General features: G+C 67.0%; 16 protein-coding genes. 7 read left to right on the forward strand and 9 right to left on the reverse strand.

Annotated elements, in window-relative coordinates; translation table 11 throughout:
• Positions 1–6 precede the first annotated feature (6 nt).
• Positions 7–1,344, reverse strand: a complete 1,338-nt coding sequence (locus C6A86_RS26715; protein ID WP_105363488.1) for an acetyl-CoA hydrolase/transferase family protein — start codon at positions 1,342–1,344, stop codon at positions 7–9.
• A gap of 40 nt (positions 1,345–1,384) precedes the next feature.
• Between C6A86_RS26715 and C6A86_RS26720 the strand changes: the two genes are divergently transcribed.
• Entirely contained in the window at positions 1,385–2,743 is a 1,359-nt protein-coding gene (locus tag C6A86_RS26720) for an FAD-dependent oxidoreductase (protein ID WP_311100934.1), read from the forward strand.
• A 94-nt stretch (positions 2,744–2,837) separates the two neighbouring features.
• Here the strand turns inward: C6A86_RS26720 and C6A86_RS26725 are convergent, their stop codons facing one another.
• From C6A86_RS26725 to tgt, 3 genes are all read right to left on the reverse strand, one after another.
• Complete coding sequence (locus tag C6A86_RS26725; protein WP_105362144.1) at positions 2,838–4,148, reverse strand: HNH endonuclease signature motif containing protein; 1,311 nt, start codon at positions 4,146–4,148, stop codon at positions 2,838–2,840.
• Positions 4,149–4,596: 448 nt separating this feature from the next.
• Positions 4,597–5,823, reverse strand: a complete 1,227-nt coding sequence (locus C6A86_RS26730) for a cytochrome P450 (RefSeq protein WP_105362143.1) — start codon at positions 5,821–5,823, stop codon at positions 4,597–4,599.
• A gap of 19 nt (positions 5,824–5,842) precedes the next feature.
• Complete coding sequence (gene tgt, locus C6A86_RS26735) at positions 5,843–7,060, reverse strand: tRNA guanosine(34) transglycosylase Tgt (protein WP_233212902.1); 1,218 nt, start codon at positions 7,058–7,060, stop codon at positions 5,843–5,845.
• 72 nt (positions 7,061–7,132) lie between these two features.
• Here tgt and C6A86_RS26740 point away from each other — a divergent pair, with 72 nt between their 5' ends.
• Positions 7,133–7,573 (forward strand): lipoprotein LpqH, encoded by a 441-nt coding sequence (locus C6A86_RS26740; RefSeq protein WP_105362141.1) that lies wholly within the window; start codon positions 7,133–7,135, stop codon positions 7,571–7,573.
• Positions 7,574–7,690: 117 nt separating this feature from the next.
• On the forward strand, positions 7,691–8,206 hold the full coding sequence (locus tag C6A86_RS26745) for a lipoprotein LpqH (RefSeq protein WP_105362145.1): 516 nt from the start codon (positions 7,691–7,693) through the stop codon (positions 8,204–8,206).
• Between the two features lie 56 nt (positions 8,207–8,262).
• Here C6A86_RS26745 and C6A86_RS26750 read toward each other — a convergent pair whose 3' ends face one another.
• Positions 8,263–8,616 carry a DUF732 domain-containing protein gene (locus C6A86_RS26750; protein WP_105362140.1) on the reverse strand — a complete coding sequence of 118 codons (354 nt, stop codon included), beginning with the start codon at positions 8,614–8,616 and terminating at the stop codon, positions 8,263–8,265.
• A 96-nt stretch (positions 8,617–8,712) separates the two neighbouring features.
• Between C6A86_RS26750 and C6A86_RS26755 the strand changes: the two genes are divergently transcribed.
• Positions 8,713–10,008 carry a PE-PPE domain-containing protein gene (locus tag C6A86_RS26755; protein WP_105362139.1) on the forward strand — a complete coding sequence of 432 codons (1,296 nt, stop codon included), beginning with the start codon at positions 8,713–8,715 and terminating at the stop codon, positions 10,006–10,008.
• 192 nt (positions 10,009–10,200) lie between these two features.
• Here the strand turns inward: C6A86_RS26755 and C6A86_RS26760 are convergent, their stop codons facing one another.
• Positions 10,201–11,376, reverse strand: coding sequence for a zinc-binding dehydrogenase (locus tag C6A86_RS26760; protein ID WP_105362138.1), 1,176 nt, complete (start codon positions 11,374–11,376; stop codon positions 10,201–10,203).
• A gap of 121 nt (positions 11,377–11,497) precedes the next feature.
• Here C6A86_RS26760 and C6A86_RS26765 point away from each other — a divergent pair, with 121 nt between their 5' ends.
• A complete protein-coding gene (locus C6A86_RS26765; protein ID WP_105362137.1) occupies positions 11,498–13,114 on the forward strand; it encodes an alpha/beta hydrolase in 1,617 nt (538 codons plus the stop codon).
• A gap of 3 nt (positions 13,115–13,117) precedes the next feature.
• Here the strand turns inward: C6A86_RS26765 and C6A86_RS26770 are convergent, their stop codons facing one another.
• Positions 13,118–13,780 (reverse strand): IF2 family translation initiation factor, encoded by a 663-nt coding sequence (locus C6A86_RS26770; protein WP_142406903.1) that lies wholly within the window; start codon positions 13,778–13,780, stop codon positions 13,118–13,120.
• A gap of 26 nt (positions 13,781–13,806) precedes the next feature.
• On the reverse strand, positions 13,807–14,361 hold the full coding sequence (locus C6A86_RS26775; RefSeq protein WP_311100935.1) for a CsbD family protein: 555 nt from the start codon (positions 14,359–14,361) through the stop codon (positions 13,807–13,809).
• A 279-nt stretch (positions 14,362–14,640) separates the two neighbouring features.
• On the opposite strand from C6A86_RS26775, the gene C6A86_RS26780 reads away from it, so the two are divergent.
• Positions 14,641–14,940: a thiamine-binding protein gene (locus C6A86_RS26780; protein WP_105361416.1), complete on the forward strand. Its 300-nt coding sequence runs from the start codon at positions 14,641–14,643 to the stop codon at positions 14,938–14,940.
• Positions 14,941–15,031: 91 nt separating this feature from the next.
• On the opposite strand, the gene C6A86_RS26785 is transcribed toward C6A86_RS26780, so the two are convergent.
• Positions 15,032–15,331 carry a putative quinol monooxygenase gene (locus C6A86_RS26785; protein WP_105361415.1) on the reverse strand — a complete coding sequence of 100 codons (300 nt, stop codon included), beginning with the start codon at positions 15,329–15,331 and terminating at the stop codon, positions 15,032–15,034.
• A gap of 172 nt (positions 15,332–15,503) precedes the next feature.
• Between C6A86_RS26785 and C6A86_RS26790 the strand changes: the two genes are divergently transcribed.
• On the forward strand, positions 15,504–16,427 hold the full coding sequence (locus C6A86_RS26790; protein ID WP_311100936.1) for an AraC family transcriptional regulator: 924 nt from the start codon (positions 15,504–15,506) through the stop codon (positions 16,425–16,427).
• Positions 16,428–16,486: the final 59 nt, after the last annotated feature.

Genomic DNA, 16,486 nt, shown 5'->3' on the forward strand with positions numbered 1-16,486 from the left:
TGTAAGTTACAAGAGGATGGTGCGATCCGGGACCGGTGACCGGCCCTGCGCCGCCCGCGCAGCGGCCGCCAGCAGACCGTCCCGGAACTGCGGATCCGCGATGGCCGCCAGCGCCTCGCCCCGCTCGCGGACCGTCAGGCCCTCCAATTCGGCGGTGCCGTGTTCGGTGACGATCACGTCGACGTGATGGCGCGGTGTGGTGATCACCGCTCCGGGCCCGAACCACGGCACGACGCGCGAGCGCAGTTCACCGTCTTTCATGTACGTCGACGGCAGGCAGATGAGTGAGCGGTCGGACAACTCGAGGCCGGCGCCGGCCACAAAATCCTCGGCCCCGCCGATCCCGCTGAACTGCCCGCCGTCGATGGTGTCGGCGACCACCTGCCCGTGGATGTCGATGCCCAGCGCACCGTTGATGGTGACCATGCGATGGTTGTCGGCGATCACTTCCGGTGCGTTGACCACCTCCACCGGCAGGAAGGCCACCTCCCGGTTGCCATCGAGCCAGTCGTAGAGTTCGGCCGACCCGAACGCGAAGGTCGTCACGCTGACACCGTCGAACTGGCCCTTGTGAGCGTTGGCGATCTTGCCCGCCCGGTGCAGACGCATGCAGCCATCGGTGAACATCTCGCTGTGCAAACCGAAGTCGCTGCCGTCGCCCTCGGCGAGCAGGGTGGCGATCTGGTTGGGGATCGAGCCGATCCCGGTCTGCAGGGTCACCCCCGACGGCATGTAGGCCACGGCGTTCTTCGCGATGGCCCGGTCGACGTCACTGGGCGGTGTGTCACCTCCAGGCAGCGCGAGCGGCGCCTCCGAGGATCGCGCCAGGATGTCGATCTCGTCGACGTGCAGGGCGTGCCGGTGATCGCCCATCCCGTAGGTCCGCGGGAACGCATCGGAGGCCTCCACAATGAGCAACCGGTCGGGATCTGCGCCGGCACGCCGCAATTCGTCGACGGTACCGCCGGCATGCAGGGACAGCGAACACCAGCCGTCGGCGTCCGGCGCCGCGGTGACCGTCGTCATCACCCGCGGTGACTGCCGCTGCAGCAGCGGACCGAAGCGCCGGAAGTCCGCGGGCGCGAACTCGACGTCGGCGCCGCCGTCGCGGAGCGCCCGGTCCAGCGGGCCGTAGAACCCGGACAGGTAGTGCACTCCCTTGCGGGTGAACAATTCGGTGAGCACCGCCAGCAGTGCGCCGTAGACCCGCAGATCGGTCCAGTCGTCGCGCTCGCCCAGCGCCCGCAGGAAAGCCGGCGGCTGGCCGGGCCCCAACGGAATTCCCAAGGTGTCGGTCGCCTGCAGCCGCGCGGCGGCCCGCTCGGCGGTGAGCTCGGTCGGCATCTGCCCGACGCTACGCGATCATCGTGAGAGGGTGTCGTTCATGGCAAGCGATGAAGCGGACGTCCTGATTATCGGTGCCGGGCTGTCCGGTCTGATCGCGGCCCGCACGGTGCTGGCGGCGGGGCTCACACCGCTGATCCTGGAGGCGGACACCCGCGTCGGCGGACGCATCCTCACCGAGGATCTGGCCGGTCTGCCGATGGAATTGGGCGCGCAGTGGATCGGCGATACCCATCACCGCATGTTCGCGTTGGCCGCAGAACTCGGTGTCGAGACATATCAGCAGTACGACGAGGGTGAGACGTCCTACGAGCTTGCCGGCACGGGAGTTCTGCGCGGCAACGATTTTCACGACCGATTCGGCGATGAACTGGCAGAGCTGGAGACGGTGCTGCGGCGTCTGGACGAGCTGTCCGCCGAGGTATCACCGGCGACTCCATGGACCGCACCGCACGCCGCCGAGTGGGACGCCATCACCGCGGGCGCTTGGTACGACACACAGGGTCTGTCACCGGTCGCGCGCACACTGCTGGAGATATGCACCGTCGGGATCCTCGCCGTGCCGACGGTCGAAGTCTCCTTCCTGCATCTGCTGTTCACCATCCAGACCTGCGGGGTGACCGCCGAGCTGTTCGCCGAGTCCGAGGGTGGCGCGCAGACCACCCGGTTCGTGGGCGGGACCGCCCAGATACCCCAGCGGCTGGCAGCGCTGGTCACCGACCACCTGGTGTTCGACGCCCCTGTGCAGCTGATCGAGCACGGCACCGATTCCGTCGCGGTGCACTGCCGCGGCGGGCGCACCGCGCGCGGGCGCCGCGTGATCGTCGCGCTCTCACCGATGCTGGCCGGCCGCATCATGTACGACCCGCCACTGTCCGGGTATCGCGATCAACTGACTCAGCGAATGCCGAATTCAGCCGCCATGAAGGCGTTCTTCGTGTATGACGAACCCTTCTGGCGGACAGAAGGACTCAACGGGCAGCTGATCTCCGATATCGGGCCCGCCCGGATGTCGAATGACACCTGCATCCAGGGTGACGGCCACGGTGTGATCCTGCTCTTCCTTGAGGGCGAGCAGGCCCGCACGCACGCGCACTGGTCAGAAGCCGAACGCCGCGAGGCGCTGATGGCCGAACTGGTGCGGCATTTCGGGGATCGGGCGGCAAAACCGCTGCACTACATCGACGGGGAATGGGGCAACCGACAGTGGACCCGCGGCTGTTACAACGCCAACTGCGGTCCGCTGGTGTGGACCACCTACGGACCCGCGCTGGCCGAACCGATCGGCCCGATCCACTGGGCGTCCACCGACACCGCAACACAGTGGAGTGCCTATATGGAGGGTGCCGTCGAGTCCGGTGAACGGGCCGCCGCCGAAGTCATCGCGGCGCTCACCTGAGTGCCGCGAGTCGCTGGCCGCAGTTGGGGTTGGCGTCCCTCCGCGGATCGGCCGTCCGCGCGGTTCACTGTTCAGTTGTCAAGGTGCGCAAGAGTTATGCGGCGGTAGGCAGATCGGTCATGGTGCGTCGGGCGTGGGATCTCAGGTGCGCCGGTTCGGGGCCGGCCGGGTCATGCGGTGGGATGAACCAGGGGTGGCGGTCGGCGCCGAGGTAGACCTGCCAGCCCCCGTGGTGGATCGCGGTGTGGTGCAGTCGGCACAGCAGCACCCCGTTGTCGATGCTGGTGCGCCCGCCGCTGCTCCAGGGTTGGATGTGGTGGGCGTCGCACCAGGACACCGGCCGTCCGCAGCCCGGGTGGGCGCATCCACGGTCGCGGACGGCCAAACCTTTGCGGATGGCGGGTGTGAACAGTCGCTCGGCGCGCCCGACGTCCAGTGGTGCGCCGGCGTTGTCGATGGTCACCGAGGTCAGGGTGCTGTCGCAGGTGATGAGGTCGGCGGTGCGGGTGCTGACGGGCCCGCCGAATCCGAGAATGTCCACGCCCGGTGCTGCGGCGGGGCGGGTGAGGGTGACGTGCGGGAGCACGCCCCCGCTCATCGGGCGCTGCGAGCTCGACAGGTAGGTGCGCATGATCTGTCCGAAGGCGTCGGCGCGGCGGCGCCCGGTCGGGCGTGGGTCCGGGGACCCGTCGGGCAGCGGGATGGGCCGGCACAACGGGTCCAGCGCGGTGAGCAGTTCCTCTGCGGTGAGTGCGTCGAGATCCAAGCTGGCCGCGACCCGCCCGTCCTCGGTCTGCACCACGGTCATGTCGTTGAGGTCGGCGTTTTCGGCGACCGGCACCGCCCCGTCGTCGACAGGCTGGGCCGCCGCTCTGTCGATGGCGATCGCTCGGGCCTTCTTGGCCACCCCGGACGGGGTGGTCTCGATCATCAGCGTCGTCACCACGCCCGCCCGGTCTTCCTCGGACAACGCCACCCGATTGTGGATGTGGGCGACTCCTTTGCCGATGGCGTCGGCGAACTCGATACCGACCCCACCGAGGCGCTGCAACTGCGTCAACGCGGGCAGGGTGTGTGCCGCCCGGCCCACCCGCGCGGCCCGGTACGCCGCACCCGGCGCCACACCCAGACTGGTCAGCAGATCGGCCCCCGTGCGCAGGTGTTTGCGCGCCGGGATCCCGGCCCGCTCCGTGGCCGCAACCGCCTGGGCGATCACATGATCGAACAGATTGCGCAAGGTCACCGCGGCCGCCAGCACCGCCAACAACGGCTGCTCATCGATCACCCGGCGCGGACTGTCGAGTAGATGAAACAGCGTGCGATCGGCGTCGTCCTCGGGTGCAGGTACCGGGGTGAGGTCATCGATCAGCGCATCAATGAACGTGTCGAGATCAGTGGCGTCCATAGGGATACCGACTTTCACAGAAGGTGCCCAACGGGCACGATCAGTCACAACGGTCCGCACAGCCCGAAAGGGGCCATCGAACCTCGCGGCGACCGGAGTCGCGGTCTGTGCTCACCGAGTGGTGATGGGAGCAACGTCGCTTTCGAACTCGTGTTCGATGCTACGCCGAATCAAGGCCCCGCGCAAGGGAAATTCTGAGGACATCGGTGACAGTTCGAAGGCTCTTGGTGGTGACACTTCTGCTTCAGGGTTCCGGTGACGGCTGTCAATGAACCATCGATCCCAGCATCCGCCTGGCGATCTTGGAGTGGCCTGATGGCGCTCCCCGCGGGGCCGTCTCAACTTTCTTGCGTCGAGCACGCCATCTCCCGGAAGTCGTTCTACGCGTTACGCAAACGGGTGAGGGCCGACGACCAGATCTTCACCACCGACCCGCACCATGCAAGGGCTATTGCAAGGCAACCGAAAGCGTAGCCAGCCCCCGCAGGGTGACATTCGGCTTGTACACCGGCTCGGCGGACAGTCGCGCCCGCGGGAATCGCGCGGTCAACTTCGACAGCGCCACCCGGCCCTCCAGCCGCGCCAGCGGTGCACCCAGGCAGAAATGCGGGCCTAGCCCGAAGGACAGGTGGCGCAACGATTCCCGGCCGGGCCGGAACCGGTCGGGTTCGTCGTACATATCGGGATCGCGTTGCGCGGCGGCGAGTAGCAACAGCATGGTGTCGCCCGCCGCGATATCGACGTCCCCGATGCGCATGTCCGCTCCGGCGATCCGCATGACCAGCTGGACCGGCGGATCGAACCGCAACGTCTCCTCGACGATCGCACCCGCCAGTTCGGCATCGGCGGCCAGCGCCGACCAGTGCTCCGGCGTCCGCAACATCTCCTGCGCCGCATTGGCGATCAGGTTGACCGTCGTCTCGTGTCCCGCGATGAGCAGCAGATTGCAGGTCGCGACAATCTCGTCCGCGGTCAGCTGATCGCCGCCCTCCTCAGCGGCGATCAGCGCCGAGATCAGGTCCTCCCGGGGGTCCGCACGCCGCTGCTCGACCAGCTCACCCAGGTACTCGCGCAACCATGCGCCGGCGTCGAGGCGGGCATCGGCCTCCGGGTCGGGGGCGCCGGTGATCGACATGATCGGGTCCAGCGCCTGTGCCACCAGGGCAGCGGCACTGCTGAACCGCGATTCGTCCTCGACCGGCACACCGAGCAGTCGACAGATCACGGCCACCGGCAGCGGGTAGGCCAGCCCGGAGATGAGATCGGCCGAGCCGGCGTCGGCCATCGCGTCAAGTAGTCCGTCGACCGTGGCGGCAATCTCGGGCTCCAGCGCCCGCACCACCCTCGGCGCGAACGCCTGCTGGGCGAGCTTGCGCAGCCGAGTGTGATCCGGCGGGTCCAGGAAGAGGAATCCGGGTGTGTTTCCACGAGGCGGCACCGCGCCGGACGCCAGTTGTCGTTGCACGACAGAGGATTTCATGCTGTCGCTGCACGAGTCCGGATGCCGCAGCACCTCATCGCAGTCGGCGAAGGACGAGAACACCGTCATGTTCGATTCCGGCATGAGCAGCGGTCCGAGCTCACGGATCTGCGCGAACAGTGGGTAGGGGTTGGCCCGGTTGACGGGGTCGAGCATCTGGAGCAGCAGCATCTGCGGATCCGCAGTACTTGTCATCTCCTTATTCTACAAACGTCTAAGAGGCCCGCGGGCTGCCGTAATACCGGCCCAGGACGTCGGCCTGCAGCTCGTCGAACCGGCCGTCGAGGATCGACTGCCGGATCCGGTCGACCAGCCGGACCGTGAACCGCTCGTTGTGGATCGTGCACAACGTCGAGGACAGCATCTCCTTGGCCTTGAAAAGGTGATGGATGTAGGCCTTGGTGTAGTTCGCGCAGGTGTAACAGTCACATTCGGCATCGATGGGCGTGAAGTCGCGCTTGTAGCGCGCCCCGGTGATGTTGAACCGGCCCGTCGCCGAGTAGACGGCCGCATTGCGCGCCACCCGGGACGGGGACACACAGTCGAAGGTGTCCGCGCCGGCGGCGACCGCGGCAAACAGGTCGTCGGGTTCGCTGATGCCGAGCAAATGTCGCGGCTTGTCGTCGGGCAGCTCATCGGTCACCCAGCCGACGATGGTGGCCAGATTCTGCTTCTCCAGTGCGCCACCGATGCCAAACCCGTCGAAACCGATATCGGCCAGACCGCTGGCGGCCTGGCGGCGCAGATCCTCGTACTGCGCACCCTGCACCACCCCGAACAGCGCCTGATACGGCTTGTCATGGCGCACCTCGGTGAGCCGGCGATGCTCGGCCACACAGCGCACCGCCCAGTCATGGGTGCGGCGCACCGACTGTTCCTGATAACTGCGGGTATTGACCAGCGTGGTCAGCTCGTCGAAGGCGAAGATGATGTCCGCCCCCAGCTGATGCTGGATCCCGATGGACACCTCGGGGGTGAACCGGTGCGAGGATCCGTCACGGTGCGAGCGGAACGTCACCCCGTCCTCGTCGACATGGGCGAGGCGTTCCTTGCCTTCGGCGATGACATCGTCGGCCTGCACCCGGGTGGTGTCCATCGACAGCACCTTCTTGAACCCGACACCCAGTGACATCACCTGGAAGCCGCCACTGTCGGTGAACGTCGGCCCCGGCCAGTTCATGAAAGCGCCCAGTCCCCCGGCCTCGTCCACCACATCGGGCCCCGGCTGCAGATAGAGATGGTAGGCATTGGACAGAACCGCCTGTGCACCAAGGTCTTTCATGGTTTCCGGCAGCACCGCCTTGACGGTGGCCGCGGTGCCGACCGCGATGAACGCCGGGGTCTGGATATCACCGTGGGGCGTGTGGATGGTGCCGACCCGCCCGGACCGCCCGGGCAGTTCGGCCTGTACCTCGAAGAACGGCTCACTCACCGGGACATTCAACCAAGACGACATTCAACAAAGACACAGTGGCCCGCCCCGCTCCGGCCGTACATTCGTTGCATGAGAATCGGAGCGTTGGCCCTGATCGCGGGGACCGTGGCAACGTGCGCGGCGTGTTCGTCGGAACCAAAGGCCGCCCCACTGCCCGAGGGCGTGCTCGCCGCAGGCACCGCACAGATCACCGTCGACGGCCGCGATGGCGGCACCACCCACGAGGTGCAGTGTTCGTCGATGGGCTTCCAGACCGCCATCACCACCGGCAACCGGACCTCGGGCACGACAGCGCTGGTCTCCGGCGGCGACGAGCTCACCGCCGAGTCCGTCGGCATTCGTGACCTCGCCGGTTTCACCGGCAGCTACAACGCGGGTCTGGGCGAACCGCCCGCCGAGGTCACCATGACGGGCCCGACCTTCGTCATCTCCGGAACGGCGACGGGCTTTCGCACCGACGCGGCCAGTTTCACCGCCGACGGCACGTTCATCCTGCGGGTGTCGTGCTGATCGGTCATGGCCAGACGACATTTTCGCGCAATTCGATGACTACGGGTCCGGCGGCGCACATACTGCTGAGGTTCATCCGGCGATCTTGATTGATCGCACAACCTAAGGAGATCAGTGGTGAAGCGTGGCTTCGTAGTTGCCGTGAGTAGTGCGGCGCTCCTCATCGCCGGCTTGTCCGGCTGTTCCTCGGACGACAAATCCTCATCCAGCAGTGCCTCTTCGGAGACGAGTGCAGCCGTCACGTCGGAGGAGACGGCAGCATCCGCAACCGAATCGCCCACCGCCGCCACCGGGTCGGGTACCACCAGGGTCGTCATCGACGGCGCAGAGCAGTCCGTCAACGGCAGCATCGTGTGCGCGGCCATGGGCGGCAACGTCAACATCGCCATCGGTGAGGCCACTACAGGCATCGCCGCCGTCGTCAGCGAGGGCGACGCCCCCACCGTCACCTCGGTGGGTCTGGGCAACGTCAACGGAGTGACCCTCGGCTACGCCGCCGGTGCGGGTGGCGAGGCGAAGGCCGAGAAGGACGGCAACACCTACAAGATCACCGGGACCGCCACGGGCATCGACATGGCCAACCCGATGACACCGGTGAACAAGCCCTTCGAGATCGAGGTCACCTGCCCCTGACCGGGGTCAGACGAGCGACGGCGGCATCCTTGTCCGGGGGTGCCGCCGTTCTCGTCTCAGGCGGTGTAGCCGGCGGCCGATTCGCGCAGCTGCCAGATCTGCGCCGGGCACAGCTCATTGACCGCCTGATTGATCAGGTATCCGGCCTGGTAGTAGTCGCTGGTGTGGAAATCGACCTTGAGCTGGTCGACCAACTGGGCATAGGGCATCTTGGCGGCCACCCGGTCACAGACGGTCTGGCCGTACGCGATCGCCACGTCCCCGTTGGGGAAGTTGTACCCGGGCCGCACGTGCACGTTGACCAGATAGGCCACCACATCGGCGCCGGCCGCGGGGGCCGCCGTGGTGGCAAGTCCGCCGAGGCCCGCCGAGACCGCGGCCGCCGCGACAATTCCCCGTAAAACCTTCATGCGGGCTGACTCTAATCCCCCGCCGGTGCGAACGCGGCAAATCTCCTCTGCTCGCTGCAATACCGGGGTACGGTCCTTTTCGTCGAGGGGGCATACATGGCCGGATCACGGCTCAGAACGCTCACGACGGGCCTGTTCGCCGTCGTGGTATCGATCGCGCTCGTCTGCGGCCAGGCGATCGGGGCCAACGGCTTCGGTCCGTTGGTGGGGCTGGTCAACACCGTCATCGGCATCGGCGGCAGCAGCGACCCGGTGTCCGAGCGCCTGCCCGCCAAGCTGAGCAACACCATCGTGCAGCCCGGAGACACCTACATCGGCACCGAGTATCCGGCGTCGCTCAACCTCGATCGCAGCGTGCGCATCGGCATGCCGGTGCTGCACCAGCAGCTGGTCACGACCTCCGGGAAGGTGCTCGTCGCGGGCTACTCGCTGGGCGCCCTGCTGGCCGAGCAGCTCAAACGGGACGTCGCGGAGTCCGATGCGCCGCCGTCACCGCTGGACCTCAGCTTCCTGCAGATCGCCACCCCGTTCGTCCCGAACGGGGGCATCTTCGCGCGGTTCCCCGGCATCGCGATCCCGGATGTGGTCTCGCCGATGGGGCCGGGGCAGGCGACGCAGTACGACACCACCTACGTGGTCAACGAGTACGACCTGTGGGGCGACTTTCCCGCGTACTTCAATCCGGTGGCGATCCTGAACGCCGTGCTCGGCCACGAATACGCCCACGTCGACAACTGGTACGACGCGGTGGACCCGACCGCGGAGGCCAATCACGTCAAGGTGGTGACCAATTCCGCCGGCGGGACCGACACCTACATCCTGGTGCCGGCGTCCCGGTTGCCGCTGCTCGCTCCGCTGCGTGACATGGCCTATCACCTGGGGGTGTCGGCGGCCGCAGAACGACTGCTGGGTGCGATCGAGCCGTTGCTGCGGATCATCGTCGACATGGGCTACACCGATCGACTGAACCTGAACCCCGAAGTGCGCAAGCCTTTTTCGTTGTTCACCCCGCCGCACAAGATCGTCGAGGCGCTGAACGCGGTCCCCGGTGCGGTGCGCGAAGGCCTGGAGAATCTGCTGGGCATCACGCGCAACCCGGCCGCTCCCGCGGTAGCGCCACCGGCCGCCGCGGCGGCCGTGCAACCGGCCTCGCAGCCCGAGTCCGCGGTGCAGAGCGAGGCGCCTCCCGAGGCTGAAGCGACCTCCGACGACGACGAGTTGGAGGCGCCGCCGTCGGCAAGGAAGACCCCCGGCAGACCCGTCGTCACCCTGCGCGACGGACCGCGGAGCACGTTCGGCGGGAACCGGACCGGTCCGAAGACCGCACAGTCACCGGCCCGCTCGCAGAAGTCCGGTCAGGACACCCGCGACGCCGGCGCGGAGGCGGCCTGACGCCGCTGACGGCGGCGTAGCCGCGCCAGCAACACCCGGCGGTGCACCTCGAACGACAACGACAGCGGGTCACGCCATGTCACGTTGTTACCCATAGTTTCTCAACTGTCGCACACGTCACGCGCCAACGCAGTTGACGCGCCCCGTGTTTGACCAATGTCACCGACGAAAAGAACTGCCGGTGAACGGTTTTCAAGCGACAGACGAACGCGGTTCGACGGCCGGGCTACGCGGATCGATCAAAATCTTGGCCTGTGATTCCGGGTCCCCGAGCGCCTGGAACGCCGCCGCCACCCCGCCCAGGCCGACCCTGCCGGTGACCAGAGCCGACGCATCGACCTTGCCATCGGCCAGCAGGTACAGCGCGTCCCGGAATTCCAAGGGTGTATAGCCGAAGACGAACCGCAGATCGATCTCCTTACCGTTGGCCATCGCCGGCCGCAGCCGGTCATCACCCATGCAGACCCCGACCACGATGACCTTGCTGGCCACGGGTGCGGCGGCGATGGCGCCGTCGATCATGCCGGGCACCCCGACGCATTCGAAGATGACCGGGCTTTTCGGTCCGGCCGCACCCAGCTTGTCCGCGAGCCGGTAGAGATGGGCCCAGCCCGGAACCCTGCGCAACTTCTCCATCGAGCTCATACCGAGTTCGTAGAGATCGGGGGCCGCGGTGATGACACCCTTCTTTTCGGCGGCCCGGTCATACGGCGAGTCGCGCGCCGGATCGACCACCACGTGGGCGCCACAGCGCGCGGCAAGGGCGCGGCGGGTCGGCGAGTAGTCGCTGGCGATGACGGTGGCCACGCCCATGGCCTTGAGGTGACAGATGACGGCCAGCCCGACCGGTCCGCAGCCGATCACGACGGCGGTGTCCCGGCGCCCGATATCGCTGCGCCGGACCGCGTGCAGCGCCACGGCCATCGGTTCGGTCAGCGCGGCGGTGTCGACGTCCAGACCGTTGGGCACCACGAAACTCATGGCGGCCTCGCCGAGTACCTGCTCGGCATAGCCGCCCGGCGCCAAGGGTGACAGCCCCGTCAGATGCACGCCACCGTTTGCCCGCAGTAGCGGAAAGGACACCACCGTGGTCCCGACCTTGAATTCTTTGGCGACACCGGGTCCGCGCTCGGCGACTTCGCCGCAGAATTCGTGGCCCATCACCACCGGGGTATCCCCGCGCATGAAATCGGGGTATCCGACCGCGTCCATCACCTCGGTCAGCTCGTCGGCGTGGTCCTTGGCGTGCAGGTCGGACCCGCAAATACCGCATCGCCGCACGTCGAGCAGCAACTGCCCGCGGGCCGGCTGCGGGGTGGGGATCTCGACCACGGACAGTTCGCCGGACAGACAACTGACAGCCTTCATAAGTATTTCCCTTCGTCAGTATCTGAGTATGGCGGTCTGATGAAACCACCCGCGTAGCTTTCGCCCGTGTCAATAATCAGGCAGGATGGTGTTTGCTTCTTTTTCAGCGTCAGGGGATTTTATGGAACGGCTGCCGATATGGGTGAGTGCCGGGCTGTTGTCGGCCGGTGTCTCGGCGGCGGTTCTCGCCGGCGCGGGCGTGGCGCTCGCCGACGACTCGACGACCGGATCCGGATCGGAGTCGGCGTCCGACTCGTCCCCCGCGGCGGGTGGCAACCAGCCTGAGAGCCCCTCGGATGAGGCCACACCCGACACCTCGCCAGACGTCGAGGCCGAGGTCGAGGCGCCCGAGATACCCGGCGAAGACGCCCTCAGCGACACACCGAAGAAAAAGAAGAACCTGACTGCGCGCACCGACGCGATGACGGCTCTCCGGCCGCGCTCGGCGCCGATGACCGCGAGTGCACCCGAGCGGACGATGACGGTCCCCGCCGAGACCGTGGTGGCCACGCCGACCCTGTCGACGCCCACCGTCTCGACGCCCGCGGTCACCGATATCAGTGCCGGCGGCGCGGCCGCCGTCGCGAAGATCGCCGCGCAGCCGAGTGCGTCACTGGCGCTGGCCGCACCGGAAGCCGCCGCACCCGTGCAGGCCGCGGCTGCGTCACCCCCGAATCTGATCCGCTGGCTGCAGGGCGTGACGGACCGGATCACCAGCGGCATCGGCTCCTTGGTGTTCAACTCGCTGCAGGCGCTGGAGGCACTGATCACCGGCCCCCCGGTGCTGCCCCCGAACAGCACCGTGACGGTGCGCAACTCAACGATCCTGCTGTCCACCGGACAGCGGGTGAAGGCGAATTGGTACTACCCCGAGGGCGATGTGGTGCCGGAGAAGCTGATCGTGTTGCAGCACGGTTTCTTCGCACTCGGCCCGATGTACAGCTTCACCGCGGCCAACCTCGCCGCGTCGACCGGAGCCATTGTGGTCACCCCGACGATCTCGTCGAATCCCTTTGCCGGTGACGACAACTGGATCAACGGTGACGGGATGGCCGCGGCCATCGCAGACCTGTTCGTCGGTGACCGGACGGCGCTGACCGACAGCGCGCTCGCCGCGGGATTCGCCACCCGGTACGGGCTGGACCCGGCGGACGCGAAGCTGCCCGAGAAGTTCGGCCTGGCGGGTCATTCGGCCGGCGGTGGCCTGGTTGCCGCGGTCGCCGGGTACCTCGTCGACAACGGCGCCGCCGACGATCTGGTCGGGGTGATCACCCTGGACGGTGTGCCCAGCGGCAACACGATGCCGGTCGCGCTGCGCAAGTTGCAGGCCTATGAGGACGAGACCGGCCGCTATATCCCGGTCCGCGAGATCGGCGCGCCCCGCAACGCCTTCAACTTCATCAGCACCCTCAAAGCGGACCTGAACGCGGCGCGCCCCGGCCGGTTCAACGGTGTGGTGCTCGCCGGTGGCGTGCACATGGACTCGATGCAGGGCGGCAACGCACTCATCCAGTTCGGCGCCCAGTTGTTGGCGGGTTTCCCGCAGCCGCAGAACCCGCCGGCCGTCGGTGAGTTGTCCGCCGACTGGTTCAACGACTGGTTCGCCGGTGACACCGACAACGGCGACGAACTCGTGCCCGGGTCGACGTTGCCGATCAGCACACCCAAGGGAACGGCCCAGGGCACGGTGATCGGGTCCGCGGTGCCGGCAGGCAGGTTCGTCACCGTCGCGGTCTGAGGATCAGCTCGACTGCCGCTTCGCCTTCTCGGCGGAGGCGAGTTGTTCGACGCGGTCGGCCTGCCTACGCTTGTCGGTGGCCTCGGTGCGCTTGGACGTCGCGTCGGCCATCGCGGCCTTCGGAGTCTCCATGGCCTTCTTCTCGGCCGCTTTGATGCGGTTCCGCTCCTGTTGTTCAGCGGTTCGGACCGCCTCGGACTTACGGGCCGCGGCATCGTCGGCCTGTTTCTTGGCCGCCGCGGTATGGGCCCGGGCTTCCTCGGCGGCGGACTGTTTGCGCTCGTCGGCGTTGCGCTGAGCGTCGTTGACCTTCTGCTCCCGGTCCGCACGCGCCTGCTTCTGGTCCTCCATCGCCTGTTCCCGCCTGGCGTGCAGGGTGGTGTCGGCCTGCTCCTCGATCTGGGCCGCCTTCGCGTCGAGCCGTGAGGCCCTGACCAGTGCGTCGCCGCGCTCGGTCAAGGCGGTCCCGCGGGCTTCCAGATCCGGGTCACGCAGCACGCGACCGACGGTGGAATCCAACTGGCCGAGGGTGCGCTCGTAGAACAGCCGCGCCGGAGCCTCGGGGTCCAGCCGGTCGGCCATTCGATCCTGGATCAACTGCAACGGGTAGCGGACGATCTGATACTGCGCGCGCCAGAGCGCGAAGGGTATTGCGGTGATCTGCATGGTCATCTCCTGGGTGGTGACGGTGTTCAGGACAGGTCTTCTGAGGTGAGGGCCTCGGCGCGCTGACGAGCGCGCTCTGCTGCCTCGCGGGTGTCGTCGGCCTTCTGGGCCTCTGAGCGGTGATCATCAATCGCCTCGACAACCTCGTCGGCCGCGCCTTCGATCTGCTCGCGCGCTTCGGTTTTCGCCTGGCGCACCTGGCTCAGCGCCGTCGCCGAGGCACTGCGGTTCTTCGCCGCCAGCTTCTGGCCTTCCGCGTTCTCGGCCGCATGCTTTTCTGCCTCCTGCCGGATGTGCACGGCGTTCTCGACCGCGGCGGCTTCCTTGGCCACACCGGCACGCTCGGAAGCCCCGGCCGTCTGAACCTCCGCGGCCTGCCGCCGCGCCTGTTCGGCCTCGGCGTCGGCAACGGCCTCGACGCTGTTGGCCTCTTTGCGCTCCGCGGCCTGCGTCTGCTCGAGTTGCCCTTCAGCAGTGAGTGAGTCGTTGCCGGTGACGGCTCCGAAGACCTCTTTCGCCTTGCCCTTCACCGAATCGATCAGCCCTTTGCGGGCCTGGTCAGCCTTGTTGTGTTCGCTCATCTGCGTTCCTTACTTGTTGTGGCCGTTGGCCATCGCGATCTTGTGAAGCCAGCGAGATGCCGACCGTCAGATGTTGGTTGCGTCGTCACAGCGGCCACATGCTGGACCGGTGCTAACACCTGGGCACTTGGCTCCGGCGATGTGCCGGGTAGGACCCTGCCTCGTGGTGATCCCCCACAACGCAATCGCCGGTTCTGGGAGAGTCAGCGGGCGACTCTTGTAATACCCGGCAGCGCCGGGCCCAAACACTGCCCGGGCCGCTGTGCCAGGCTGGACACCATGCTCGTCGCCTTCAGCTTGACCCCGTCCGCTGCCGATGTCGACGGCGGTGTGCACCGCGCGGTCGCGGAGGCCGTCCGCATCGTGCGCGCATCCGGGCTGCCCAACGAGACGAACGCGATGTTCACCAACATCGAGGGTGAATGGGACGAGGTGATGGCCGTCGTCAAGCAGGCCGTGGACGCCGTCGCGGCCGTCTCACCGCGGGTCGGCCTGGTGCTGAAGGCCGATATCCGCCCCGGGCACACCGGCCAGCTCAGCGCGAAGGTGCAGCGCCTGGAAGACGCGCTCGAGAGCTGACGGCGCAGCAAAAAGCTACCCACCGATGTGTACCGGTGGGGAGCCATGGCGGAAGTGAGGGCTTCGAACCCCTCGCTTGAGACAAAACGCCTCAGGCGTTGATCTCCTCGTAGAACTCGATCCTGAGCGGTCCGGCGAGAAGCTCGCCGAATCGCACCATGACATCGGCACCGGCCTCGGCTCGCCATGCGGCGTAAGCCTCCTGGTCTGCCTTGTCGTCCCATTGCTCGATCAGCGCGAATTCAGTGTCGTCGTCGGCGCTGCGGACGACCCGTACCCCAATGCAGCCGGGCCGTGAGCGGGTGGCGGCGAGGGTCTCGCGGTAGAAGTCGACAACATCGTCACTGCGGCCAGACTTGGCTTTGGCATGCAGGAGGACGGTAAAGGCCATGAGGAACTCCGATCTCGATGCGCTGGAAGGATGACCGCGAGGTTCACTTGGGCCTTTCTCGCCTCAGCTCGGGCCGACGGGTATTCGGTCGTGTCCAGCCTGACGGCAGATCTCGGGATTGTGAATCATCAAGACCCCGCAATCCATTCGCCAGAGTCCTAACTTGGTGTGCATGGACCTCATCTCCGATCTTCTCCAGATTTCGCGCGCGCGATGCGTGCTCTCGGGCGGAATCTCCGGATCAGGGGCGTGGGCAGCCCGGTCCCCGGCCCCGGGCCAGATCAAGATCATGGGAGTCGTCAGGGGGTCCTTTTGGTTTCGACTCGCCACCGAGCCCGCGGGCCTACAGGTGGCCGCAGGCGAGGTACTGGTGGTCGACGGACGCACGCCTTTCGACCTGGGAAGCGATCTCGACGAACCACCGATGCATCTCCGAGAGACCGATCCGGCCCGTCCGATCGATCGAGACGATGACCACATATGCATTGCCGCGCACGTCGAGCTGTTCGAGGCCGGCGATGACTTCCTTCGAGACGCCATCCCGCCCGTCCTGCACCTACGTGGCGAAGCGCGAGAGGCCACGACCGCGCGCTGGCTCCTCGAGGAGCTTTTCGAGGAGTTCAACCACACACGTGCTGGGCGCACCGCTGCCTCAGCTCAGCTGACGCAGCTGCTATTCGTGCAGGTTCTCCGGGCTTGGGCGGCGGCAGCGGATGAGCTGCCCTCGGGATGGATCCGTGCCGCCGCCGACGACCGGTTGAGCCCGGCGTTGCAACTCATGCATGCCGATGTAGGCAGAGATTGGCATATCTCAGAACTCGCCGCGGCGTGCGCAATGTCGCGAAGCAGCTTTGCCGACCGGTTCACCAAGATCGCCGGCGTTCCCCCTGTCACCTACCTGTTCAGATGGCGAATGCGCCAAGCCGAACGAGCACTGGCCGACGGATCGGCATCGATCCACGAACTCGCAACGTCGCTCGGCTACCGGTCTGAGAGCGCATTCAGCGTTGCTTTCAAACGCTGGTCCGGGATCGCGCCGAGTCGATTCCGTCAACGGGAACCGGCTGAGCAAGCCGTGGATCCGAATGTCGCATGACGGGCGCGGAGCCGTCGTGCAGTGATTGTGCATCGCTTTACGGCTGGACAGACGAAGGT

It is taken from the genome of Mycobacterium sp. ITM-2016-00316 (assembly GCF_002968335.2).
In the GTDB taxonomy this organism is placed as follows: Bacteria; Actinomycetota; Actinomycetes; order Mycobacteriales; family Mycobacteriaceae; genus Mycobacterium.

Excerpts from the sequence above, each read along its gene's own strand:
- C6A86_RS26720 (WP_311100934.1), top strand. The coding sequence starts at position 1,385 with ATGGCAAGCGATGAAGCGGACGTCCTGATTATCGGTGCCGGGCTGTCC.
- C6A86_RS26740 (WP_105362141.1), top strand. The coding sequence starts at position 7,133 with ATGAGAATCGGAGCGTTGGCCCTGATCGCGGGGACCGTGGCAACGTGC.
- C6A86_RS26785 (WP_105361415.1), bottom strand. The coding sequence starts at position 15,331 with ATGGCCTTTACCGTCCTCCTGCATGCCAAAGCCAAGTCTGGCCGCAGT.
- C6A86_RS26755 (WP_105362139.1), top strand. The coding sequence starts at position 8,713 with ATGGCCGGATCACGGCTCAGAACGCTCACGACGGGCCTGTTCGCCGTC.
- C6A86_RS26770 (WP_142406903.1), bottom strand. The coding sequence starts at position 13,780 with ATGCAGATCACCGCAATACCCTTCGCGCTCTGGCGCGCGCAGTATCAG.
- C6A86_RS26725 (WP_105362144.1), bottom strand. The coding sequence starts at position 4,148 with ATGGACGCCACTGATCTCGACACGTTCATTGATGCGCTGATCGATGAC.
- C6A86_RS26760 (WP_105362138.1), bottom strand. The coding sequence starts at position 11,376 with ATGAAGGCTGTCAGTTGTCTGTCCGGCGAACTGTCCGTGGTCGAGATC.
- C6A86_RS26730 (WP_105362143.1), bottom strand. The coding sequence starts at position 5,823 with ATGACAAGTACTGCGGATCCGCAGATGCTGCTGCTCCAGATGCTCGAC.
- C6A86_RS26775 (WP_311100935.1), bottom strand. The coding sequence starts at position 14,361 with ATGAGCGAACACAACAAGGCTGACCAGGCCCGCAAAGGGCTGATCGAT.
- C6A86_RS26790 (WP_311100936.1), top strand. The coding sequence starts at position 15,504 with ATGGACCTCATCTCCGATCTTCTCCAGATTTCGCGCGCGCGATGCGTG.
- C6A86_RS26780 (WP_105361416.1), top strand. The coding sequence starts at position 14,641 with ATGCTCGTCGCCTTCAGCTTGACCCCGTCCGCTGCCGATGTCGACGGC.
- C6A86_RS26715 (WP_105363488.1), bottom strand. The coding sequence starts at position 1,344 with ATGCCGACCGAGCTCACCGCCGAGCGGGCCGCCGCGCGGCTGCAGGCG.
- C6A86_RS26750 (WP_105362140.1), bottom strand. The coding sequence starts at position 8,616 with ATGAAGGTTTTACGGGGAATTGTCGCGGCGGCCGCGGTCTCGGCGGGC.
- C6A86_RS26765 (WP_105362137.1), top strand. The coding sequence starts at position 11,498 with ATGGAACGGCTGCCGATATGGGTGAGTGCCGGGCTGTTGTCGGCCGGT.